The sequence below is a fragment of the Allobosea sp. WAO genome (assembly GCF_001509835.1).
GTDB lineage: Bacteria > Pseudomonadota > Alphaproteobacteria > Rhizobiales > Beijerinckiaceae > Allobosea.
In genome coordinates this window covers 110124-132177 of the sequence record NZ_JXTJ01000004.1, presented here as the reverse complement: position 1 = coordinate 132177, position 22054 = coordinate 110124, and the positions used below count along the sequence as shown (strand labels likewise).

Genomic DNA, 22054 nt, shown 5'->3' with positions numbered 1-22054 from the left:
CGGTCGGGCCGGCCTGCGGCGAGCCGTCGGCTCAACTTCTGGACAGCGCCTGGCTGATGGCGTCCTTGATCCGAAGGCGTTCCTTGCGCAGCTCGGTTTCGGCGAGCTCCCCGACGGGAGCGATGTTCGTCTCCGCCAGGTGGACCTGATCGTTCACCTCGTCATAGCGAGCCAGAAGCTGCGCGAAATCGGGATCCTTCACCTTCAGCCTGTGGATCGCGTCCTGCTGACCCGGAAACTCTTCGGCCAAGGTGTGCGGTGTGTTGGACATAGCAAAATCCTGTTCGGGAACTTCCTGAACCCAAAGCTAGCGGCCCGAGACGGAACCGAACTTGATTCAACGCAAGCGATCGGCGTGAGATGCTCAGGCCGACGACCGCGGGGCGCATCGCACGCCCATAGCCAACGACACTGATTTGCGATGAAAGCCCCCATTTGGGGGGCGCACGGGCACGCGAAAGTCAGCACTTCTCTCGAAAAGGGGGAATCTGACGTGCCGGGATGCGAATATGAATGGCGCTTTCAAGCGCAACTGGTCGCCGCCATGCCGCATTGGCTGACGACGCTGATCAACCTCGCAGGCGCGGGCACCTTGCTCCTTTTCTGCTGGCTCTAGGCACCCTCCTCCACTTCGGGACGGACTTGCTGCCGGCCTTCAACGCGGCACCGGCTGTGATACCCAACCGGAGATGAGGGCCCCTGCCCGCCTTCCGTGAGGTCGGCACGGCTGGACCTCCCCTCGTCCGCATGCATGATCGTCATGGGGCGACGGGACGACGACCGAGGAGCAAGCATGCAGCGTCGATCTTTCATCACCGGACTGCTGGCGCTCGCCGCCGGCGGCACCGGAACCTTTGCCGCTCTCGAGGCCGAGGCGGCGCCCGCAGCGCAGGGAATCATCTCCCTGCTGCCCGAGGCGGCAGCCCTGGACACGACCATGGCGGCGCCCGACGGAACTCCGATCGAGTCCGCCCAGAATCGCAACTCGGTGCATTGGCATCACCGCAACCGGCGGCACCGTTACCATCGGCGCCATGTTCGCCGCCGCCGCGTCTGCCGCATTCACTTCGATCGCTGGGGCCGCCGTGTGCAGCGCTGTCATTGGGTCTGGGGCTGACGCGGGGCTCGGGTCGAGCACATGCTCAAGGGCCGGGCGGCGCAAGCGAGCGCCCGGCCTGCCTACTCAGCCTTCGGGCCCTGGCGCGCGGGCGGCCATCAGCCCAACCGTCTGACGATCGGCCCGGGGCGCGACGATGGTCGCCGCCATTCCCGCGCCGTTGGGCCAGGGTAGAAATCGGTTGCTGGCGCGCCGAAGAACATCGGCACCTGCCCATCCAGTTCCCAGCAGCGCCAGCGCTGGAAATCGGCCTCGTTCGCGACCGCCGAACAGGCCTGCAGCTGCGTGCGTGGCCAGAACGCCTCCGCCGGCGAGACCACGCTCGTGACGCCGACGGCAAGGGCAGCGATGATCAAGCTCCTGTGCATCCGGTCGCCTTTCAAGTCGTAAGCCCAGCCTCGCGCTTTTCCCTTAAACGAGCCGCACTGAGCGCAAAGAATTGCTGAGTATGAACCCTTTTGCCCCTCTTTCAGAGCGCTTGTTCAAGACGGCGTGAACAAAACCCTGCTGTCGGCGTTGTTCAGGCATCCCGCATCATGCGGAAGCCGACAGGAGGAAAACGATGTTCAAGCGTCACGTTGCATTGACCGCGATCGGTAGCGTCATGCTTGCCGCAGCTGCGGTCGCCCAGACCACGTCTCCCAGCACGCCCCCGAGCCCGCAGCCGTCCGCGCCGGCGACCACTGCGCCGGCGATGCCCGCCCCTGCCGCCGACACGGCGAAGGCGCCGGAGAACAACCTGGCCGGCCAGGGCAAATGGCGCGCCTCGAAGCTGATGGGCGTCGACATCTACGGCCCCGACAACAAGAAGGTCGGCGACGTCACCGAGGTCGTATTCGACAAGAACGGCAAGATCGAGCTGGTCACGGTCGGAGTCGGCGGATTCCTGGGCATCGGCTCGAAGGATGTCGCAATCCCGTTCGACCAGGTGACCTGGAGCGACCAGCCGATGGCGGCTGCAGCGCCGGCCCCGACCGGTGGTACCGGTGGTGGCGTCGTTAGTGCGCCGGCTCCCACGCCCCGCGCGCCGGAGATGTATCCGGACCACGGCAAGATCACCATGAGCAAGGAGCAGCTCACCAGCGCTCCGGCCGTGACCTACGCCGCCCGCTGAGTCCTGCTCAGCCCGCAAATGCGGCCCGCCTCCGAAAGGAGGCGGGCTTTTTTTTGTCGATGCCTCGGCCTCAGACCGACCGCAGCAACGCGGGCAGCGCCTCGGGCAGGTCGTCGGCGATCAAGCCGAGGCCGAGTGCCTCTCCCGCCTTGCCATGCAGCCAGACTGCTGCACAGGCCGCCTCGAAAGCTGGCATGCCCTGCGCCAGCAGGCCGGCGACGATGCCGCCGAGCACATCGCCGGAGCCAGCCGTCGCAAGCACGGCCGAGCCCGTCGCGTTGATGGCCGCCCGACCGTCCGGGGCGGCGATCACGCTATCCGGCCCCTTCAATACAACCACTGAAGCGGTCACAGCCGCGGCCGCTCGCGCGCGGACAAGGCGTGATGCGCCGGAGGCGTAAGGGTGGCGATCGCCGAATAGACGAAGAAATTCGCCTTCATGCGGCGTCAGCACGGTCGGTGCCGGCCGCCGGCCGGTGAGTTCGACCAGCAACTCCGGTCGGGCGGCCAGGACAGTCAACGCGTCGGCATCGAGCACAAGCGGCAGATTCGAGCGCAGCGCCGCCGTCACCACCTCCCCAGCCATGTCGTCGAGCCCAAGTGCCGGCCCGGCGAGCACCGCCGACAGCTTTCGCTTCGCCAGCACCGCCGCGAAAGCCGCACCGTCCGACGCGGCCATCTGCATCAGTGCGTCCGGGCCACGCCCGGCATGGGCCGCAAGCGCCTCCGGCCGGCAGATGATCGTCGCCAGCCCCGCCCCGATCCGCAGCGCCGCCCGTGCGCCCAGCCGCGGCGCACCGACTCCGGAAAGTCCGCCGGCAGCGACAGCCACCGCACCGCGCCGATATTTGTGCGTGCCCGCCTCGTGCCGTGGAAGCTGTCCCTGCCAGAGCGCCGGCTCGTTGCTGAAGGTCATCGCTGCGGGTTTGCCCGGGCCGAAGGCCATCTCGGCGGTGATCCCGATGTCTGCGAGGGTGACGACACCGCAGAGCGCCCTGCCGGGATAGAGAAGGTGCCCGGGCTTGAGGCGGAAGAAAGTGACGGTCTCGTCGGCCCTAATAGTCGGGCCGCCCGTCATGCCGCTGTCGCCGGAGACGCCGCTCGGTACGTCGACCGCGACGACCGGGCGACCGCCGGCATTGACGCGCTCGACCAGCACGGCAACCGCGCCTTCGATAGGCCGGTTGAGCCCTGCCCCGAACAAGGCGTCGACGACGATGTCGTGCTCTTCCGGTGCAGCCTCCGCAATGGCCAGGACGGACCCCTGCCAGCCCGAAGCCGCCTGGCCAGCATCGCCGGTAAGCCGCCCACGCTCTCCCGCCAGCGCGAGCGTGACCGAAAAGCCGCGTCCGGCGAGGAGATTCGCCGCGACGAATCCGTCCCCGCCGTTCTTGCCGGGGCCGCACAGCACCAGCACGCGCTCGCCCGGCCGGCCGCGTCGCGAGACCGCGTCGGCCACAGCCCGGCCAGCCCGCTCCATCAGTGTGAAGCCAGCGATCCCTGAGGCAATCGCCGCCTCGTCCGCAGCCGCCATCTCGGCGACGCTGAGCAAAGCGAGTGAATCTGGCGTAGGCTCGGTCATTGCCGGATCATCCATGAGCCATCGCACACGGACAAGGACGGCCCATTGAGCCACAATGTCCAATTATGCAGCATATGCACAAATTTTAGCCTGTTTTCTGCCGCCTGAACGGGCGCTTTTGCGGGCGTGCCGACATGGCGAGCGGGCCGCGCCGATGCTATGAGCAAAGCAGGCGGGGCTTGGTTGACCCGGCACGGTTGATGCTCGACCGTCGCCATGGTGAGAACCAGGCCTGGACTGCGAATTCGGTAATCTTACGCCACGGAGGCTGGTCGGCGCATGAAGAAGATCGAGGCGATCATCAAACCCTTCAAGCTCGACGAGGTGAAGGAAGCGCTCCAGGAAGTCGGCCTCCAGGGCATCACCGTCCTCGAAGCCAAGGGTTTCGGCCGCCAGAAGGGCCATACCGAGCTCTATCGCGGCGCCGAATACGTCGTCGACTTCCTGCCCAAGGTGAAGATCGAGATCGTGCTCGCCGACGACATGGTCGAGCGCGCCATCGAAGCCATCAAGAAGGCGGCCCAGACGGGCCGCATCGGCGATGGCAAGATATTTGTATCGTCCATCGAGGGGGCGATCCGCATCCGCACCGGCGAGTCCGGCGCGGACGCGATCTGAGGAATTTTTCCGGAACCCGGCAGGCGTGCACCGGCGGCAAGGAAGCCGCGGACGACGCCGGTCGTGAGAAATGCAGTCGAGAGGAATGCCGAAAATGAAGAACGCCAAGGATGTGCTGAAGGCCATCAAGGACAATGACGTCAAATACGTCGACTTCCGCTTCACCGACCCGCGCGGCAAGTGGCAGCACGTCACCTTCGACATCTCCATGATCGACGAAGAGATCTTCGCCGAGGGCACGATGTTCGACGGCTCCTCGATCGCCGGCTGGAAGGCGATCAACGAGTCCGACATGCTGCTGATGCCCGATCCGACGACGGCCTGCATCGACCCGTTCTTCTCGGCCTCGACCATGGTCATCACCTGCGACGTGCTCGAGCCGGCCACCGGCGAGCCCTATGGCCGTGACCCGCGCGGTATCGCCAAGAAGGCCGAGGCCTACCTCAAGTCGACCGGCATCGGCGACACCGTCTATGTCGGCCCCGAGGCCGAATTCTTCGTCTTCGACGACGTCAAGATCGCTGCCGACCCGTACAATACCGGCTTCAAGCTCGACAACGTCGAGCTGCCGATCAACGGCATGACCGAGTACGAAGGCGGCAATCTCGGCCACCGCATCGCCACCAAGGGCGGCTATTTCCCGGTTCCGCCGCAGGATTCGGCGCAGGACATGCGCGGCGAGATGCTGGCTGCCATGGCCGCCATGGGCGCCAAGGTCGAGAAGCACCATCACGAGGTCGCCTCGGCCCAGCATGAGCTCGGCCTGAAGTTCGACACGCTGACGCACATGGCCGACCAGATGCAGGTCTACAAGTACTGCATCCACAACGTCGCCCAGAGCTACGGCAAGACCGCGACCTTCATGCCCAAGCCCGTCTATGGCGACAACGGCTCGGGCATGCACGTCCACCAGTCGATCTGGAAGAACGGCAAGCCGATCATGGCCGGCAACAAGTACGCCGACCTGTCGCAGGAGTGCCTCTGGTACATCGGCGGCATCATTAAGCACGCCAAGGCCCTGAACGCCTTCACCAACCCCTCGACCAACTCCTACAAGCGCCTGGTCCCGGGCTATGAAGCCCCGGTGCTGCTCGCCTATTCGGCGCGCAACCGCTCGGCCTCCTGCCGTATTCCGTGGACGACCTCGCCGAAGGCCAAGCGCGTCGAGGTCCGCTTCCCCGATCCGATGGCGAACCCCTATCTCGCCTTCGCCGCGCTGACGATGGCCGGCCTCGACGGCATCATCAACAAGATCGATCCCGGCCCGGCGATGGACAAGGATCTCTACGACCTGCCGCCGCGCGAGCTGAAGAAGATCCCGACCGTCTGCGGTTCGCTGCGCGAGGCGCTCGACGCGCTGAAGAAGGACAACGCCTTCCTCAAGGCCGGCGGCGTCTTCAACGACGACTTCATCGAGAGCTATATCGAGCTCAAGATGCAGGACGTGATGCGTTATGAGATGACGCCGCACCCGGTCGAGTTCGCGATGTACTACTCCTACTGAGCGCCTGCTCAGCCAAGGATTTCCTCCCGATCGCGACCTGTTCGCGATCCACCTTACGAACCGGGGCGGCGACGCCCCGGTTTTTTGCGCTGCGGCGGAGCGGTTGCGGCAAGTTTCCGTCGGCGCCTTTACCGGCCGGCAAAGACTTTCCGCTAACGCTGGGCTCCCTTTTCAGCGGAGCCACGCCATGGCCGCCCCCGGCAATGCCGACATCGCCATCGACCGCAGCACCGGGCGCCTGGTCGCCGGCGACTGGCGCCAGCGCGCCCTCATCGGAGCACTCGATGCCTATGGCGCACTCTCGCGCCCCCTAATGCAACGCGGCCTCTACAAAGCCTGCCGGCTGGTCGGCAACACGGCCTGGGCCGGACGCACCGCGCGGATCGGGCTCGGCCCGGACGCTCAGATCAGCTTTCCCGCCAGCGATCCCTATTGGAACCGGATGCTGCTGCGATCCTATGATCACGAGCCGGAAATGGCGCGCTTCCTGCGGCTGCTTGCCGGAGCCGACTATGGCTTCGTCGATTGCGGTGCGAATATCGGCTACTGGTCGGTGTTCGTCGCCTCTCGCACCGGAGGCCGCAAGCCGGTCCTCGCGATCGAGGCCTCAGCTCCGACATTCGCCTTGCTGACTCAAAACGTCGCGCCGCACGCCGAGAGGGTCGCCGCATTCCATCGTGCCATCCTCGATCGCTCGGGCGTGGCGGTCTGGCTCAACGCGGAGGCACACGAAGCCCGTGGCATCGCGTCCGACGGCGAAGCTTCCAACGGCGAAAGCGTCACCTCGATCTCGATCGACGACCTGCTCGCCGAGCAGGGCTGGACGGGGCGACGGTTGGTGGTCAAGCTCGACGTCGAAGGTGTCGAGCGCGAGGCACTCGCTGGGATGGAGCAGGCGCTGCGCGGCGACGCGCTGGTGATCTACGAAGACCACGGCTCCGACCCGACGCATGGCTTGACCCGGCACATCCTCGAAGAGCGTGGCCTTGCGGTCCATCTGCTGCTCGACGACGGCATCGTCGCTATCTCGGAAGCGGGCGAACTCGACGCGCACAAGCGCGACCGCACCAAGGGCTACAACCTGATCGCGCTGAAGCAATCATCGCAATGGGCTGCGATCATTGCGGATCAGGCGCTGGCGGCCTGATCTGTGGCGACTGTCAGCAGGTTGCGATAGGCCGCGACCGTGCGCTCGACATGGCGCCCCGTGGTCAGCGGGTCGTCCCAGTAGCGGCGATAGGCGGCTGCGCCCATGCGCGCCGCAACCTCGTCGCTCTGCATCCGCATCAAGGCCTCGCTCAGCCCATCGACATCGCCGCCCTCGACGAGGATTCCGTCCTCGCCATCCGCGATCCAGCTTGCCGGACCGGTGGTGCGCGCCAGCACGACGGGCACGCCCAGCGAACGCGCTTCGGCGATCACCAGAGGTCCAGGCTCATACCAAAGCGAGGGCAGCACCAGGCAGCGCGCCTGCGCGATCTCGTCGAAGACATGATCGGCCGACACCCAGCCGCGTATATCCGCGCGCGGGTTGATCCGGGCGATCTCACCGGTAAGCGGCCCCTCGCCGACGAAGCGCACCGGCATGTCGGCGATGAGCGCAGCGCGCGCCAGCACATCTCCGGCCTTTTCCTGCGTGAAACGGCCGAGAAACAGCGCGTGCTTGTTGGACGCCACATCGGCAGGCGCCCGCCGCTGCGCCTCCATCATGTTTTCCACCACGACGTGCCGTGCCCGCTTCGGCAGGAAGGGTTCGGCGAAGCGCCGGGCGAAATCGCTGACATGGATGAAAAGTGGTGCCGTTAGGCTCCGCATCGCCTCGTCTGAACGCCATTGCCGGGCGACGCGCACCACCTTGTGGACATAGGACGCCCGGTCGCAGTTGGCGGTAATGCAGCCGACAGACATCGGGCTCTGCTGGCAGGCGGCGCCGGCCTTGAAGTCGAAATAGGCGCCGGTCGGGCAGAAGGAGAAGTAGTCGTGCATGGTGATGGCAACCGGCAGTCCGCTGGCGCCAGCCGCGGCGATCGCAGCCGGGCTGAAAGCCTTGGTCCACTGATGCAGGTGCACGAGGGTTTCGCGGCGCGGCTGCTCTGCCAGCAAGGCGCTCAGGAAATCATGGGCGGCTGCATTCCAGATGCCCTGGCGGGCCGCCACGATCTTGCTGCCGACCTGCCAGACCTCTTCGCCCGGATAGCGCGCGACGGTGATGCGGGGGTGATCCAGCCTGTCGGAAACCGGGCCGATCGCGCAGGCGAAGACGACATCGACGCCCAACTCGGCGAGCCCGCGCGCGCTCTCGATCGCGACCTTGGCGGCGCCGCCGTTGACGGCACCGAAATCACTGACGACGACTACGCGCATGACGACCTCCGCAGAGGCCTTCTAACGGCGAAAGATTGAAGAAGGGCTGACGCCGCCTCAGCGCAGTGCGAGGGCGACCAGTCCGACCAGCGCAACCGCCGCGGCGAGCCACCACAGACGGCGCAGTTGCGCTGTCTCAGCGTCACGGGTGTCGGGGTGGCCGGAAAGCTCCTCATAGGCGAAAGCCTCGCCGGCATGGCGCGCCGCACGTTCGAGCCCGGCAAGCCTGATCTTCGGCACTACGGCACGCGACGCCACGGCATTCCTCCCCTTGAGCACCAGCATATCCAAACCACCGACCAAGCCAAGCCCGCGCCGGACAATGGCGAGCATCGGGGCGGTATGGTTAACGATGCCTGAACCGCGCAGCGGCGCTTGAAGTTCCCTTGCTCTTGACAGGCGAGCGTGACGGCGCCGTGACATTCGGTCCCCCGCTTGCCATCCGGCCTTCCGGCGGAGGCGATATCGGTCTATTGCGGGCAGGTAGCGCCTTGCTTGCCACTGCCGGGCAGCGAATGCGCTATATTTTCGTGTTACGAATCACCTGGGCGCAAAAGCGATGGCTGACGATCTTTTCGGCGACGACGAAGGCAAGCTGGAGCGCGCGGAATCGCACGCGCCCGCCGCCGCGCCGCCGAAGTCGGCGCGTGCCCCTGCCCGCTCCGGGACCCTTTCGGAAGCCGGTTACGACGCCTCGGCGATCGAGGTGCTGGAAGGGCTCGAGCCCGTGCGCCGGCGCCCCGGCATGTACATCGGCGGCACCGATGAGCGCGCTTTGCACCACCTCTTCGCCGAGGTGATCGACAACGCCATGGACGAGGCCGTCGCCGGCCACGCCACCTTCATTGATGTCGAGCTTTTCGAGGACGGTTCGCTCGCCGTCACCGACAATGGCCGTGGCATCCCGGTCGATCCGCACCCGAAGTTTCCCGGCAAGTCCGCCCTCGAAGTGATCATGACGATCCTGCACGCCGGCGGAAAATTCGACTCCCGGGCCTACGAGACCTCGGGCGGCCTGCACGGCGTCGGCGTGTCCGTCGTCAACGCCCTCTCCGACCGGCTCGAGGTCGAGGTCGCACGCGGGCAGGTGCTGTACCGCCAGATCTTCTCGCGCGGCATTCCGCAGGGTCCGCTGGAGACGGTCGGGCGCGTCGCCAACCGGCGCGGCACCCGCGTGCGCTTCCATCCCGATGCCCAGATCTTCGGTGAGGGCGCGCATTTCGTGCCGGCACGCCTGTTCCGGATGGCCCGCTCGAAGGCCTACCTCTTCGGCGGCGTCGAGATCCGCTGGCGCTGCGCACCGAGTTTGCTCAAGCCGGAGGGCGATGTCGCGGCCGAGGCGGTGTTCAAGTTCCCCGGCGGCCTGCGCGACTATCTCGCCGGCGAGATCGAGGGCAAGGATCTGGTCGCCGAGCCGATCTTCGGCGGCAAGGTCACCAAGGAAGGCGGCCACGGCTCGCTCGAATGGGCGGTCGCCTGGCTCGCCACCGGCGAGGACGGCTTCAGCTCCTCCTACTGCAACACTATTCCGACGCCTGAGGGCGGCACGCATGAGCAGGGCCTGCGCATCGCCCTGCTGCGCGGCCTGCGCGACCACGCCGAGCGCATCGGCCAGAGCAAGCGCATGGCTCAGGTCACCTCCGACGACGTGATGGCGACCTGCACCGCCATGCTCTCGGTCTTCATCCGCGAGCCGGAATTCCAGGGCCAGACCAAGGACAAGCTGGCGACGCTCGAGGCGGCCCGCATCGTCGAGAATGCCGTGCGCGATGCCTTCGACCACTGGCTCGCCGCCTCGCCGCAGCAAGCGCTGCGGCTCCTCGACTGGTCGGTCGACCGCGCCGACGAGCGTCTGCGCCGCCGGCTCGAAAAGGAAGTCTCGCGCAAGACCGCGACGCGCAAGCTGCGCCTGCCCGGCAAGCTCGCGGACTGCAGCAATGCCGGCGCGGCCGGCTCGGAGCTATTCATCGTCGAGGGTGACTCGGCCGGCGGCTCGGCCAAGCAGGCCCGCAACCGCAAGACGCAGGCGATCTTGCCGCTGCGCGGCAAGATCCTCAACGTCGCCAATGCCACGCGGGACAAGCTCAACGCCAATCAGCAGCTCGCCGACCTGATCCTGGCGCTCGGCTGCGGCATCGGCACGCAGTTCCGCGAGGACGACCTGCGCTACGAGAAGGTCATCGTGATGACCGACGCGGACGTCGACGGCGCCCATATCGCCTCGCTGCTGGTCACCTTCTTCTGGCGCCAGATGCCGCGCCTGATCGAAAAGGGGCACCTCTACCTGTCCGTGCCGCCGCTCTACCGGCTACGCCACGGCAGCAAGTCGGTCTATGCCCGCGACGACGCCCACAAGGCCGAACTGCTCGAGACGGTGTTCAAGGGCAAGAAGCCGGAGATCGGCCGCTTCAAGGGCCTCGGCGAGATGATGCCGGCCGAGCTCAAGGAGACGACCATGGACCCGGCCAAGCGTCTGCTGCTGAAGGTGATGGTCGATCACGAAAACAAGCAGGAGACCTCGGATACGGTCGAACGGCTGATGGGCAACAAGCCCGAAGCCCGCTTCGTCTTCATCCAGGAACGCGCCGCGTTCGCCGGCGAGCTGATCGACCTGTGATCTCGCGGCCCGGCAGCGGCGACCGCGCCGGGCTCCCCCGCATTCCTGCCGGGCTGCGGGAACACTGCCATGCGGACATCCTGTCCGCATGCGAAACCTCTCATCCTGTACCTGCCATGAAACGCCGGAGCATCCAGCCTCCACGCCCTGCCGCTGGCAGCTGATCGCATGGGGCAGCCTGCTTCCTCTCCATCTCGACGCGACGGCGTGCCCGGGGCCATGCCTTGGGAGGATATCGAGATCTTCCACGCGGTCGCGACCGCCGGTGCGCTGGCCGTGGCGGCGGTGGCGCTCGGGCTGAGCGAGACCACGGTCGCAAGACGGTTGCGCAGCTTCGAGGCGAGGCTCGGCTTTCCCCTGTTCAAGCGCGGCGCCAACCGCCTGATCCCGACCGAAATCGGCGCGGCGCTGGCGCAGGAGGCGGCAGCAGTCGCCGCGGCGGCCGCCCGCTTCGCCAACCGCGCGAAGGCAGCCCTGCCCGCCGACGATGCGCCGGTGCGGATCACCGCGACGACCTCGATCAGCCTGCTCCTCACCATGAACGCGACGCGGCTCTCGGCGGCCGCCGGCGGCGTCGAGATCGTGATACTCAGCACGCGCGAGCGGCTCGACCTTGCCCGCGGCGAGGCCGAGATCGCGATCCGCATGCGCAAGCCGCCGGAGGGCAACGGCTATTTCGGCCAGAAGGTCGGCCGGCTCGTGCAGGCGCTCTATACCAAGCGCGGCGTCGACCCGGCCAAGGCGCCGATCATCTCGGTCAGCCGCGATGTCTCCTCACGAATAGACGAGCATATCCTCGCCTGGGCCGCCGGCCGGCCGATCGCGGCGCGGGTCGCCGATTCCGCCGCACGCTACGAAAGCATCCGCTCTTCCGGCGCGGTCTCGATGGCGCCTTGCTTCATCGCCGATGCCGACGAGAACCTCGTCCGCATCGAGGAGCCACCGGAGGCGACCGCCGACGCGATCTTCCTCGTCTCGCACGAGATCGCCCGTCAGCGCCCGGCGGTGCTTGCCGTGCTGGCGGAGCTGCGCCGGGTCTTCCGCGAGAACCGGGCGAATCTGGAAGGGGTCGGCAGAGGCATCGGCGCCCTGCCCTCGGCGACCTGACCTTCCAGGCCGGCGCCTTATGCAGTCTTCGGCCACGCGACAATTTCGCTAACCAAGTCTTTACAGGCTCGGTTGCATTCTCTGCTTGTCGGCGTCTGACGCCATGCCTTCTTTCAGGAGAGCGCGATGCGCCTCGTCATGGCCTTCTTGCGCAACGAACACGGCGGCATGGTCGCCGATGTCGCCAAAGCCGGCGCAGCGATCGCCTTCCTTTCGGTGATCGCAGCCAATTTCGTCTCCTACCAGACGGCCCATCTCGACCGTGACGGAATGCGGCAAGCCGCCACCGCCGCCGCCAAGGGCCAGATCGTCGACCCGATGGTCACCGGCTCGCTCGCCAAGCGCGCCGGCGAGACCAGGCTCGACCCGTGCGTCGTCCAGCGCTGAAGCCTCAGCCGAACCAGTCGAGCAGCGCCTTCGTCACGATCTCCGGCGCCTCCAGCGTCGAGAGATGGCCGCAGCCCGGAATCTCCAGATAGCGCGCGCTGGCGCCGATTCCGCTCGCAATCGTCTTCGCCTCGGCCGGCGGCGTGATCTCGTCCTCGGCGCCGACGATCACCAGGCTCGGCACCGCGATGGCCGACAGTCCGGGGCGTGAATCGATCCGCCCCATGATCGCCCGCTGCTGGCGCACGAAACCCTCGGCGCCGACCTCCTCGGACATCTGGCGCACCACGAGCCGCAGCGCCTCGTCGGCGAGCCGCGCCGGCGCCACCAGCTTCTGCCACAGCAGGGTCGTGACGTTGTCGAAGGCACCCTTCTCGGCGAGCGCGATCATCTGCTCGCGGGGCTGGTTGGTTTCCGGCGTCGCGGGTTTCGCGCTGGTGTCGAGCAGCGCCAGCCGCGTCACGCGCTTCGGCGCACGCCGCATCACCTCGAAGGCGACGTAGCCGCCCATCGACAATCCGCAGAGTGCGAAACGCTCGGGCGCGGCCGCCAGCAGACGTTCGGCGATCGCGCCGATAGTCTCGTCAGAACTCGTTTCAGCGACAAGAATCGGCCTTCCGGGCGCCAAAGCCGGCCATTGCGGCGCATAGAGCGCTGCGGTGCAATTCAGCCCCGGGATCAGCACCAGGGGCTCGGGAACTGCCATGCTTCTCGCGCTCATCATCGCCTAACCTCGCTAGAATGTTGACTTTGCCCTGCTTTTTCTGCATTCCACGAACGTCCGAAGGCGCGCAGGCAAGCAAAGTCGCGCCACCGTGGTGGTCGATCGGTCATCCCGCCACGTGTCACCGACCCAGAAGAAGCGCAACCCTCGATGTCCTTCGCCGAACTCGGCCTGAGCGATAAAGTTCTGACGGCCGTCACTAACGCTGGCTACACGACGCCGACGCCGATCCAGGCCCAGGCCATTCCGCATGTCCTGGCTCGTAAGGACGTTCTGGGCATCGCCCAGACCGGAACGGGCAAGACCGCGGCCTTCACCCTGCCGATGCTGACCATCCTGGAGAACGGCCGCGCCCGCGCCAGGATGCCCCGCACCCTGATCCTCGAGCCGACCCGTGAGCTCGCGGCCCAGGTCGAGGAGAACTTCACCCGCTACGGCGTCAACCAGAAGCTCTCGGTCGCGCTGCTGATCGGCGGCGTCTCCTTCGGCGACCAGGATGCCAAGATCACCCGCGGCGTCGACGTGCTGATCGCGACGCCCGGTCGTCTGCTCGACCATGTCGAGCGCGGCAAGCTCCTGCTCACCGGCGTCGAACTGCTCGTCATCGACGAGGCCGACCGCATGCTCGACATGGGCTTCATTCCGGACATCGAGCGCGTCTGCAAGCTGGTGCCCTTCACCCGGCAGACCCTGTTCTTCACGGCGACCATGCCGCCGGAAATCACGCGGATCAGCGAGCAGTTCCTGCACAACCCGGTGCGCGTCGAGGTTTCGCGCCCGGCGACCGCCGCCGCCACCATCACCCAGCGCCTGATCGCTTCGAACAGCCAGGACTACGAGAAGCGCGAGACCTTGCGGAAGCTTATCCGCGACGCCAAGGACCTGCAGAACGCGATCGTCTTCTGCAACCGCAAGCGCGATGTAGCAACGCTGCACAAGTCCCTGCAGAAGCACGGCTTCCCAGCTGTCGCCCTGCATGGCGACATGGACCAGTACGCCCGCATGGCGGCTCTCGAATCCTTCCGCACCGGCGAGAACCCGATCCTGGTGGCGAGCGATGTCGCGGCCCGCGGCCTCGACATCCCTGCGGTCAGCCACGTCTTCAATTTCGACGTTCCGACCCACGCCGAGGACTATGTCCATCGCATCGGCCGCACTGGCCGCGCCGGGCGCGAAGGCGCCTCCTTCACCATCGTGACACGCCATGACGACAAACTGGTCGCGGCGATCGAGAAGCTGACCGGCAAGACCATCGAATGGGAAGGCCCGGGCCTCGACTCCCTGCCGCCGGCGGAGCCGCGCGAAGAGCGCCGTGGTCGCCGCGGCGAGGAGCGCCGGGGTGGACGCAACACCCGCGGCGGTCGCGACGCCAGGCCGCCGCGCAGCGAGCCGAAGGCAGACGCCGAAGCCACCCGCGAGGCGACGCCGCAGCGCGAGCGTCAGCCGCGCCACGAGCCGGTCGCCGACCACGCTCCGCGTCGGAACAGCGAGCGGCCGCGCACTCCGCGTCGGGACGATCTCGACGACGGGCCGAAGGTCAAGGGCCTCGGCGATCACGTGCCGGCATTCCTGCTGCGCTCGGTTCGGGCCGACTGAAGTCTTCCTCAAGCATCGAGCCCGCCGAACGGCAGAATTCGGCAAGGAAACGTTGCCTTAACCCCACTCCCTTAAGGTCCCGTCCGGGTTGAAGGTCGGCGCTCGCCGGCTTTCGGCGGGAAGCTTGTTCCAGCCAGACCAGGACAGGATGTCCCGTTTCGGTTGATGCAGGGCCGGTCATCGTCGCAAGACGAGTGATCGCCCGGCGGGGGACAGGCGTGATGAGTACCGACAATTCAGCTTCGCCGCAGGTTCACGATCTGGCGGAGCGCGTCGTCGCCGCCATGCGTCAACATTACTCGCCCGGGTATCCCCGCGCCTTCGAAGTCTGGTACGCCCATCTCAGCGGCGAGATGCCGGCACTGAGCATCGCGATGAATGCGATCATCGCCGGCAGCAATGGCGAGGTCGGCGTCGCCGATATCGACACCCTCTATGAGCGCTTCATCGGTACGGAGCGGCTCTCCCGCCAGGCCGAGCGTACCAGCCTGCAGGTGCTCGGCGAGATCGACGCGATGATGGCGCTGGTCGACCAGACCCTCGCCTCCAGCGAAAAGTACCATGGCCGGCTCTGCGCCATGTCCGACGAAGTTCCGCCTTCGGCGGATCGCCAGCGCTTGCGCGAATGGGTCGAGGCGCTCGTTCTTTCGACCCGTGAAGAAGTCGCGCGCAAAACCCAGCTCGAAACCCAGCTGCGGGAAAGCGCCCATGAGATCCGCAATCTGCGCGAGGCACTGGAATCGACCCGCGCCGAAGCGCTGACCGACCCGCTGACCGGCCTCGCCAACCGCCGCCATTTCGAGGAGATGCTGCAGAAGGCGATCGATCAGGCCACCTTGCGGCGCGAGCCCTTCGCGCTGGTCATGGCCGACATCGACTTCTTCAAGCATTTCAACGACACACATGGCCACCTCACCGGCGACCAGGTGTTGCGCCTGGTCTCGCGGACCATGAAGGACAAGTTCAAGGACAAGGCGGTGATCACCCGCTTCGGCGGCGAGGAGTTCGCGATCATCCTGCCCGATGCCGACGTCACCGCCGGAAAATTCGGTGCCGAGACCGTGCGGCAGGCCTTGCTGACGCGCGAGCTGGTCAAGCGTTCGACCAATGAGAACCTCGGCCGCATCACCATCTCGCTCGGCGTCGCGGTCTATCATCGCGGCGACACGATCAGCTCTATCGTCGAGCGGGCCGACAGCGCGCTGATGCAGGCCAAACGCGACGGCCGCAATCGGACCGTCACCGAGGACGCTGTGATGGATTCGACCAGGGTCGCCTGAGGGCCGCCCGGGCGCTACTGCGCCGCGACTGCACTCTCCGCCCGCGGCTTGATCTCGACCGATTCGCCGCAGCCGCAGGCCGAGACCTGATTGGGATTGTTGAAGACGAAGGTCGACGAGAAGCGGTCCGTCCTGAAATCGAGCTCGGTACCCAGCAGGAACAGCACGGCCTTGCCGTCGACGACCACGGTCGCGCCCTTCTCGGTCACAACCTCGTCGCCCTTCTTGGCTTCGCGCGCGACCTCGAAGGTGTATTCCATGCCGGCGCAGCCGCCCTTCTTGACGCCGACGCGCAGCCCGAGCGCGGGCGCCCCCGCATCGTCATTGGCCGATTGCGCCATGATCTCGCGAATGCGCGCCGCAGCGGCATCGGTCAGCGAGACCACTTTCAAACCAGGTATCGAGAACATTCCCTCGTCCCTCCTCGACCGGATTCAAGGTCCGGTGAAAACAGGATTGCATCCCGCAACATAGGGATTGGTGAACGCAACGTCGAGATGCGCCGGCGCCGCCACGCCAATTCACCTTGGTGCATTGCGCGGCATCGCTGCCCGTGCACTGTGGCGCTTCATCTCCCTTTTCCGGATACCGACCAGAAGCCGCCATGACCTATCGCCTGCACCGGCCCGAAGCACTCCGCGCCCTCACCGCCGCCATGATCACCGCCGCTGGCTGGAGCGAGACCGAGGCCCGGGAGACGGCCGAGCATCTCGTGCTCGCCAATCTCAGCGGCCATGACAGCCACGGCGTCGGCATGCTGCCGCTCTATTTCAACTCGCTCGCCGACGGCAATCTGAAGCCGGAATCGAAGCTGTCGATCCGCATCGAGGCCGGGCCGTTCCTGATCGCCGACGGCAATGTCGCGCTCGGCCAGCCGACGGCCCGTGATGCCGTGGAGCGCGGCATCACCATCGCGCAGGCCGGCGGCGTCGCCATCCTGAACCTGCTCGACGCCCACCATATCGGCCGCATCGGTCATTACGCGGAGGTCGCGGCGGCGGCGGGGCTGATCTCGCTGTTCTGGGTCAATGTCGCCGGCCGCCCGCCGATCGTTGCGCCCTATGCCGCGAAGGAAGCGCGCTTCGGCACCAACCCGCACGCGATCGGCATCCCGGTGCCCGAGAACGATCCGATCATCCTCGATTTCGCCACCAGCCGCATGGCCCATGGCAAGGCCCGCGTCGCGCTCAACAAGGGCGTGCCGGTGCCGGAGGATTACATCATCGACGGCGAGGGCCGCCCGACGACCGACCCCAAGCACGTCTTCCAGCACGCCATTCCCGACCTGCCGCTCGGCGCGCTGCTGCCCTTCGGCGACCATAAGGGCGCCGGCCTCTCGCTGGTCGCCGAGCTGCTCTCGGCCGGGCTGATGGGCGCCGCCCGCATCGACGAGAAGCCGCACCGCAGCTGGATCATCAACTCGCTCTTCGGCGTGCTGATCGACCCTGCCCGCCTCGAGCCCGACGCGAGCCTGCGCCGCAAGCGCATCGAGAGCTATCTTGCATTCGTGCGCGCCGCCGCGCCGCAGGATCCGGCGGCGCCGGTGCTGGCGCCGGGCGACAAGGAGCGCGCGACCCGGATCGAACGGCAGCGTGATGGCATCCCGCTCGACGACGAAACCTGGTCGCAGATCGTCGCTGCCGCCAAGCGCCACGGCATCGACGCCGAGAGCTTCTGAGGCGGCATGACCCTCGCCGAGTACAACGCCTTCTGCGCCGCCCTGCCAGCGACGACCCATGTCGTGCAATGGGGTGGCGCCGATGTCTGGAAGGTCGGCGGCAAGGTCTTCGCGCTCGGCCGCGACGAGGCCGACGGGACCCTCTTCGTCTCGTTCAAGTGCTCGCCCATGGCCTATGAGATGCTGCGCGATGCGCCCGGGTGCCGTCCGGCGCCCTATCTCGCCTCGCGCGGCATGAAGTGGATCCAGCGCTTCTCCGATGAGAGCCTGCCGGACGATGCCTTTCGCGACTATCTGCGCGAGAGCCATCGGCTGGTCGCTGCCGGGCTGACGCGCAAGCTGCGTGCAGAACTGGGTTTGAGCGGCTGACAGCCCCTACTCTCGGGCGAAGCGAAGCGCAGACCCGAGAAACCCAGGACGAGAAGACGCCAATCGGAAGCTCATCCGGCCTGAGATGCTCGGGTCAAGCCCGAGCATGACGCGCCTTGCTCACAGCGTCGCTTCGCCGCGCAGCACCGGTACGCAGCCGCCGCCCACGGTCGCGCGGATCTCGCCGTCGACCCGCCGCGCAGCGACATGCAGCAGGCTCGGTCGCCCCATCTCGACACCTTGGGTGATCTCGAAGGCGACCGCGTCCTCGCTTCCGAGCGACAATGTCAGCGCTGCCAGCGTCGCGCTGGCGCTGCCAGTCGCCGGGTCCTCCCAGGTGCCGGCGAGCGGCGCGAACATCCGGGCGCGAGCGTTGCCGCCGTCCCAGGCATAGAGGAACAGGGACAGCCGGCCCTCGAGCGCGGGGTTCGCACGCTCGAGCCTACGGTAGGCGTTGATGTCCGGCGTTGCGCGGGCGAGCGCCTCTGGCCTGATCTCGACCAGCACGAACTTGACGCCGACCGAGGCCTGCTGCGGCTGGTGGCGGCTGACGAGGATATCCTCCGGGGCGAGCCCGACGCAGGCTGCGATCGCATCGACCGGCAGCGTCAGGCCGAGCGAGAGCGGCTGCGGCGCGGCGATGGTGGCGCCGGTCACCAGCCCGGCGGCATCGCGCGCCACCTTGACCTCGACGAGCCCCGCCATCTCCTCGAACAGCAACAGACCGTCGCGATCGCGGCCATGGGCCGCGAGCACGCATGCCGTTCCGACATTGGGGTGGCCGGCGAAGGGCATTTCGGCGGTGCGATGGAAGATGCGGACCCGGGCGGTGTTCGCCGGATCGCTCGGCGGCAGGACGAAGGTCGTCTCGCTGTAGTTCATCTCGGCCGCGAGCGCCTGCATCTCGGCGTCGGACATGCCGCGCGCATCGGTGAAGACCGCGAGCTGATTGCCGCCGAAGCGCCGGTCGGTGAAGACGTCGACGGTCTCATAGGGATAATTCGGCATGGCGGTTCTCCGGCAGCCCGATCAGGTTGCACGGAGACTGCCACCGGCGTGCGCGCGCGGGAAATCAGGATTCGGAATGCGACCGATCAGCCCGCGCCCGCCCGATGTCAGAAGTCGGTCAGGCCCACCAGCGCTCGCCGATGGCCAAACGCCCGGCTGCCTGCTCGATCACCTCGCCGAGCGAGAACAGCGTCTCCTCGTCGAAGGGGCGGCCGATCAGCTGCAGGCCCAGCGGCAGGCCCTGGCTGTCGAGGCCAGCAGGCACGGCGATGCCCGGCAGGCCCGCCATGTTCACCGTCACCGTGAAGATGTCGTTGAGATACATCTCGACCGGGTCAGCCGAGCCCTTCTCGCCGATGCCGAACGCGGCCGACGGCGTCGCCGGCGTCAGCACCGCGTCGATCCCCGAGGCATAGGCCTCTTCGAAATCGCGCTTGATCAGCGTGCGGACCTTCTGGGCGCGCAGGTAATAGGCGTCGTAATAGCCCGACGAGAGCACATAGGTGCCGATCATGATGCGGCGCTTGACCTCGGCGCCGAAGCCGGCGGCGCGGGTCTTCTCGTACATCTCGACGATGTCGCGGCCGGGCTCGCGCAGGCCGTAGCGCACGCCGTCATAGCGAGCGAGGTTCGAAGAGGCCTCGGCCGGTGCGACGATGTAGTAGGCCGGTAGCGCGTATTTGGTGTGCGGCAGCGAGATCTCCACGATCTCGGCTCCGGCGGCCTTCAGCCAGGCGATGCCCTGCTGCCAGAGTGCCTCGATCTCCGGCGAGATGCCGTCGATGCGGTACTCCTTGGGAATGCCGATCTTCATGCCCTTGACCGAGCGACCGACGGAAGCCTCGTAGTCCGGCACCGGCTGGTCAACCGAGGTCGTGTCCTTCGGGTCGTGCCCGGCCATGGAGCGCAGCATCACGGCGCAGTCGCGCACCGTCTTGCCGATCGGCCCGGCCTGGTCGAGCGAGGACGCGAAGGCGACGATGCCCCAGCGCGAGCAGCGGCCATAGGTCGGCTTGATGCCGACCGTGCCGGTGAAGGCGGCCGGCTGGCGGATCGAGCCGCCGGTATCGGTCGCGGTCGCGGCGAGGCACAGATGCGCGGCGACGGCCGCGGCCGAACCGCCGGAGGAGCCACCGGGAACGAGGTGATTGCCCTCGACACTGCCGGCCGCACCCGCACCGACATTCGAGCCTTCACGGCGCCAGGGGTTCACCACCGGTCCAAAGGCCGAGGTCTCGTTCGACGAGCCCATGGCGAACTCGTCATTGTTGAGCTTGCCGAGCATCACCGCGCCATCGCGCCAGAGCTGGCTCGAGACGGTCGATTCATAGGCCGGCACGAAATTGCCGAGGATCTTCGAGCAGGCGGTGGTGCGCACGCCTTGCGTCGCGAACAGGTCCTTGATGCCGAGCGGCAGGCCTTCGAGCGGCCCGGCCTCGCCCTTGGCCAGCCGCGCATCGGAGGCGGCAGCCTGCTTCAGCGCCTGCTCCGGGGTCTCCAGCACATAGGCGTTGAGCGCCCGCGCCTGCTCGACAGCGGCGACATGCGCCTTGGCGAGCTCGGTGGCGGAGAAGCTCTTGGCCTTCAGCCCATCGCGGGCTTCGGTCAGGGTCAGGTGGGTGAGATCAGTCACGATGGAAAATCCGAAAAACTGGGCTGTCGGGCGTTTCGTCAGTACGGGCGCGAGGGCTGGTCCGCCTCGCAGGGCTCGCCGCGCCGGCGAGCGCGCGCCTTACTCGATGACCTTCGGCACCATGAAATAATCGTCCTCGGAGGCGGGGGCGTTGGCGACGATCGTCTTGGCGATCTCGCCGTCGTTGACGACGTCCTGGCGCTTCTTCATCGCCATAGGCGTTACCGAGGTCATCGGCTCGACGCCGGCGACATCGACCTCGTTGAGCTGCTCGACGAAGCCGAGAATGGCGTTGAGCTCGCCTTGCAGCTTCGCGACATCAGCATCCTCGACGGCGATGCGCGAGAGATGTGCGACGCGTTTGACGGTGGCGGCGTCGACCGACATGGGCGGGCTCCTGAACTTCGGGCAGTCTTGGATAGGTCTGCTACCCCGCGGCTATACGGCGCCCATCGGCGGCTCGCAACACATCCGCCGGAACCTGCCGTCATTCCGGGCAAGCGGCAAAGCCGCGCGGCGCCGGAAACCAACGAAGAGCTGTGAAGCCGACGATGAATTCCGACAGCCGCAACGGCGGCGGCGCCTCAGACCGCGACCGCCTTGCCCTTCTGCGGCACCAGCACCTCGATGCCGCTGCCCGCCATCGCCGAGACGAAGGCCGAAGCGCTCTGATCGATGATCGGGAACGTGCCGTAATGGCAGGGAATCGCCAGCTTCGGCTTGACGAACCGGGTCATCGCCAAGGCAGCAGCCTTGCCGCCCATGGTGAAGCGGTCGCCAACCGGGCAGATGCAGACTTCGACGCCGTGCATCTCGGAAATCAGCGCCATATCCGAGAAGATGTCGGTATCGCCCATGTGCCAGAGCGTCTTCTCGCCGGCCGCCTTGATGATGGCGCCATTGGGGCTGCCTACGGGTACAACGACGCCGGCCTCGCCCATCCCGGCCGAGTGATCGGCGCGGACGAGGCTGACCGAGAAGGCGCCGAGATCGACCGTGCCGCCGGTGTTCATCGGCTCGAACTTCTTCAGGCCCTTGGAGGCGAGATGCATGCAAAGGTCGTAATTGCTGATCACCGTGGCATCGTTCGCCTCGGCAATGCTGAGCGCGTCGCCGACATGGTCGCCATGGCCATGGGTGATAACGATGTGGCTGACGCCCTTGGCCGCCGCTGCCGCATCGCCCTCGAAGGACGGATTGCCGGTGAAGAACGGATCGATCAGAATCGAGGTCTGAGGCAGGTCGAGGCGAAAGGCCGAATGGCCGAACCAGGTGAGCTGCATGGCGGTCTCCGCGAAAGGCATCTGGACAGCGCCTGTCTAGGACGGCGAGATGAAGCCGCCAAGCCGAACCGCA

The 22054-nt window shown here is 66.9% G+C and carries 23 protein-coding genes; 12 read left to right on the top strand and 11 right to left on the bottom strand.

All coding sequences use genetic code 11. The features are described 5' to 3' along the window. Positions 1–31: 31 nt before the first annotated feature. Positions 32–271, bottom strand: coding sequence for a YdcH family protein (locus DK26_RS05175; RefSeq protein WP_066469084.1), 240 nt, complete (start codon positions 269–271; stop codon positions 32–34). 522 nt (positions 272–793) lie between these two features. On the opposite strand from DK26_RS05175, the gene DK26_RS05170 reads away from it, so the two are divergent. Then, positions 794–1117 carry a hypothetical protein gene (locus DK26_RS05170; RefSeq protein WP_066469083.1) on the top strand — a complete coding sequence of 108 codons (324 nt, stop codon included), beginning with the start codon at positions 794–796 and terminating at the stop codon, positions 1115–1117. Positions 1118–1215: 98 nt separating this feature from the next. Here the strand turns inward: DK26_RS05170 and DK26_RS05165 are convergent, their stop codons facing one another. Beyond that, positions 1216–1473, bottom strand: a complete 258-nt coding sequence (locus DK26_RS05165) for a hypothetical protein (protein WP_157089520.1) — start codon at positions 1471–1473, stop codon at positions 1216–1218. Positions 1474–1679: 206 nt separating this feature from the next. Here DK26_RS05165 and DK26_RS05160 point away from each other — a divergent pair, with 206 nt between their 5' ends. Then, on the top strand, positions 1680–2231 hold the full coding sequence (locus DK26_RS05160; RefSeq protein WP_066469079.1) for a PRC-barrel domain-containing protein: 552 nt from the start codon (positions 1680–1682) through the stop codon (positions 2229–2231). A 70-nt stretch (positions 2232–2301) separates the two neighbouring features. On the opposite strand, the gene DK26_RS05155 is transcribed toward DK26_RS05160, so the two are convergent. Then, a complete protein-coding gene (locus tag DK26_RS05155; protein ID WP_066469078.1) occupies positions 2302–3813 on the bottom strand; it encodes a bifunctional ADP-dependent NAD(P)H-hydrate dehydratase/NAD(P)H-hydrate epimerase in 1512 nt (503 codons plus the stop codon). A 279-nt stretch (positions 3814–4092) separates the two neighbouring features. Here DK26_RS05155 and DK26_RS05150 point away from each other — a divergent pair, with 279 nt between their 5' ends. The 3 genes from DK26_RS05150 (at position 4093) to DK26_RS05140 (ending at position 7082) form a co-directional block, all read left to right on the top strand. Next, positions 4093–4431 carry a P-II family nitrogen regulator gene (locus DK26_RS05150; RefSeq protein WP_066469077.1) on the top strand — a complete coding sequence of 113 codons (339 nt, stop codon included), beginning with the start codon at positions 4093–4095 and terminating at the stop codon, positions 4429–4431. Positions 4432–4525: 94 nt separating this feature from the next. Beyond that, the gene (gene glnA / locus DK26_RS05145) at positions 4526–5935 is read left to right on the top strand and encodes a type I glutamate--ammonia ligase (RefSeq protein WP_066469075.1); all 1410 of its coding nucleotides are present in this window, start codon (positions 4526–4528) and stop codon (positions 5933–5935) included. 187 nt (positions 5936–6122) lie between these two features. Further along, on the top strand, positions 6123–7082 hold the full coding sequence (locus tag DK26_RS05140) for an FkbM family methyltransferase (protein ID WP_066469073.1): 960 nt from the start codon (positions 6123–6125) through the stop codon (positions 7080–7082). On the opposite strand, the gene DK26_RS05135 is transcribed toward DK26_RS05140, so the two are convergent. Beyond that, positions 7064–8299 carry a glycosyltransferase family 4 protein gene (locus DK26_RS05135; RefSeq protein ID WP_066469071.1) on the bottom strand — a complete coding sequence of 412 codons (1236 nt, stop codon included), beginning with the start codon at positions 8297–8299 and terminating at the stop codon, positions 7064–7066. The two genes, DK26_RS05140 and DK26_RS05135, sit on opposite strands and share 19 nt — an antisense overlap. Positions 8300–8356: 57 nt before the next feature. Further along, positions 8357–8557, bottom strand: a complete 201-nt coding sequence (locus tag DK26_RS05130; RefSeq protein WP_157089519.1) for a hypothetical protein — start codon at positions 8555–8557, stop codon at positions 8357–8359. 301 nt (positions 8558–8858) lie between these two features. Here DK26_RS05130 and parE point away from each other — a divergent pair, with 301 nt between their 5' ends. From parE to DK26_RS05115, 3 genes are all read left to right on the top strand, one after another. Continuing rightward, a complete protein-coding gene (gene parE, locus DK26_RS05125) occupies positions 8859–10916 on the top strand; it encodes a DNA topoisomerase IV subunit B (RefSeq protein ID WP_066469068.1) in 2058 nt (685 codons plus the stop codon). A 219-nt stretch (positions 10917–11135) separates the two neighbouring features. Beyond that, a complete protein-coding gene (locus tag DK26_RS05120; RefSeq protein ID WP_066469064.1) occupies positions 11136–12023 on the top strand; it encodes a LysR family transcriptional regulator in 888 nt (295 codons plus the stop codon). Positions 12024–12149: 126 nt separating this feature from the next. Beyond that, complete coding sequence (locus DK26_RS05115; RefSeq protein WP_066469062.1) at positions 12150–12410, top strand: hypothetical protein; 261 nt, start codon at positions 12150–12152, stop codon at positions 12408–12410. A gap of 4 nt (positions 12411–12414) precedes the next feature. Here the strand turns inward: DK26_RS05115 and DK26_RS05110 are convergent, their stop codons facing one another. Then, positions 12415–13116: an alpha/beta fold hydrolase gene (locus DK26_RS05110; RefSeq protein ID WP_066469060.1), complete on the bottom strand. Its 702-nt coding sequence runs from the start codon at positions 13114–13116 to the stop codon at positions 12415–12417. 168 nt (positions 13117–13284) lie between these two features. On the opposite strand from DK26_RS05110, the gene DK26_RS05105 reads away from it, so the two are divergent. Together DK26_RS05105 and DK26_RS05100 are read left to right on the top strand one after the other, a co-directional pair. Then, entirely contained in the window at positions 13285–14730 is a 1446-nt protein-coding gene (locus tag DK26_RS05105) for a DEAD/DEAH box helicase (protein ID WP_066469058.1), read from the top strand. A 221-nt stretch (positions 14731–14951) separates the two neighbouring features. After that, positions 14952–16010: a GGDEF domain-containing protein gene (locus tag DK26_RS05100; protein WP_066469048.1), complete on the top strand. Its 1059-nt coding sequence runs from the start codon at positions 14952–14954 to the stop codon at positions 16008–16010. Positions 16011–16024: 14 nt separating this feature from the next. Here the strand turns inward: DK26_RS05100 and DK26_RS05095 are convergent, their stop codons facing one another. Beyond that, a complete protein-coding gene (locus DK26_RS05095; protein WP_066469046.1) occupies positions 16025–16420 on the bottom strand; it encodes an iron-sulfur cluster assembly accessory protein in 396 nt (131 codons plus the stop codon). A gap of 194 nt (positions 16421–16614) precedes the next feature. Here DK26_RS05095 and DK26_RS05090 point away from each other — a divergent pair, with 194 nt between their 5' ends. Then, entirely contained in the window at positions 16615–17688 is a 1074-nt protein-coding gene (locus DK26_RS05090; RefSeq protein WP_066469045.1) for a malate/lactate/ureidoglycolate dehydrogenase, read from the top strand. Positions 17689–17694: 6 nt separating this feature from the next. Then, positions 17695–18057 (top strand): MmcQ/YjbR family DNA-binding protein, encoded by a 363-nt coding sequence (locus DK26_RS05085; RefSeq protein WP_066469044.1) that lies wholly within the window; start codon positions 17695–17697, stop codon positions 18055–18057. A 120-nt stretch (positions 18058–18177) separates the two neighbouring features. Here the strand turns inward: DK26_RS05085 and DK26_RS05080 are convergent, their stop codons facing one another. The 4 genes from DK26_RS05080 to DK26_RS05065 form a co-directional block, all read right to left on the bottom strand. Then, positions 18178–19065 (bottom strand): PhzF family phenazine biosynthesis protein, encoded by an 888-nt coding sequence (locus tag DK26_RS05080; protein WP_066469043.1) that lies wholly within the window; start codon positions 19063–19065, stop codon positions 18178–18180. 118 nt (positions 19066–19183) lie between these two features. Then, positions 19184–20698, bottom strand: a complete 1515-nt coding sequence (gene gatA / locus DK26_RS05075) for an Asp-tRNA(Asn)/Glu-tRNA(Gln) amidotransferase subunit GatA (RefSeq protein ID WP_066469042.1) — start codon at positions 20696–20698, stop codon at positions 19184–19186. Between the two features lie 99 nt (positions 20699–20797). After that, a complete protein-coding gene (gene gatC / locus DK26_RS05070; RefSeq protein ID WP_066469037.1) occupies positions 20798–21085 on the bottom strand; it encodes an Asp-tRNA(Asn)/Glu-tRNA(Gln) amidotransferase subunit GatC in 288 nt (95 codons plus the stop codon). 197 nt (positions 21086–21282) lie between these two features. Beyond that, positions 21283–21981, bottom strand: a complete 699-nt coding sequence (locus tag DK26_RS05065; RefSeq protein ID WP_066470127.1) for a metal-dependent hydrolase — start codon at positions 21979–21981, stop codon at positions 21283–21285. Positions 21982–22054 lie beyond the last annotated feature (73 nt).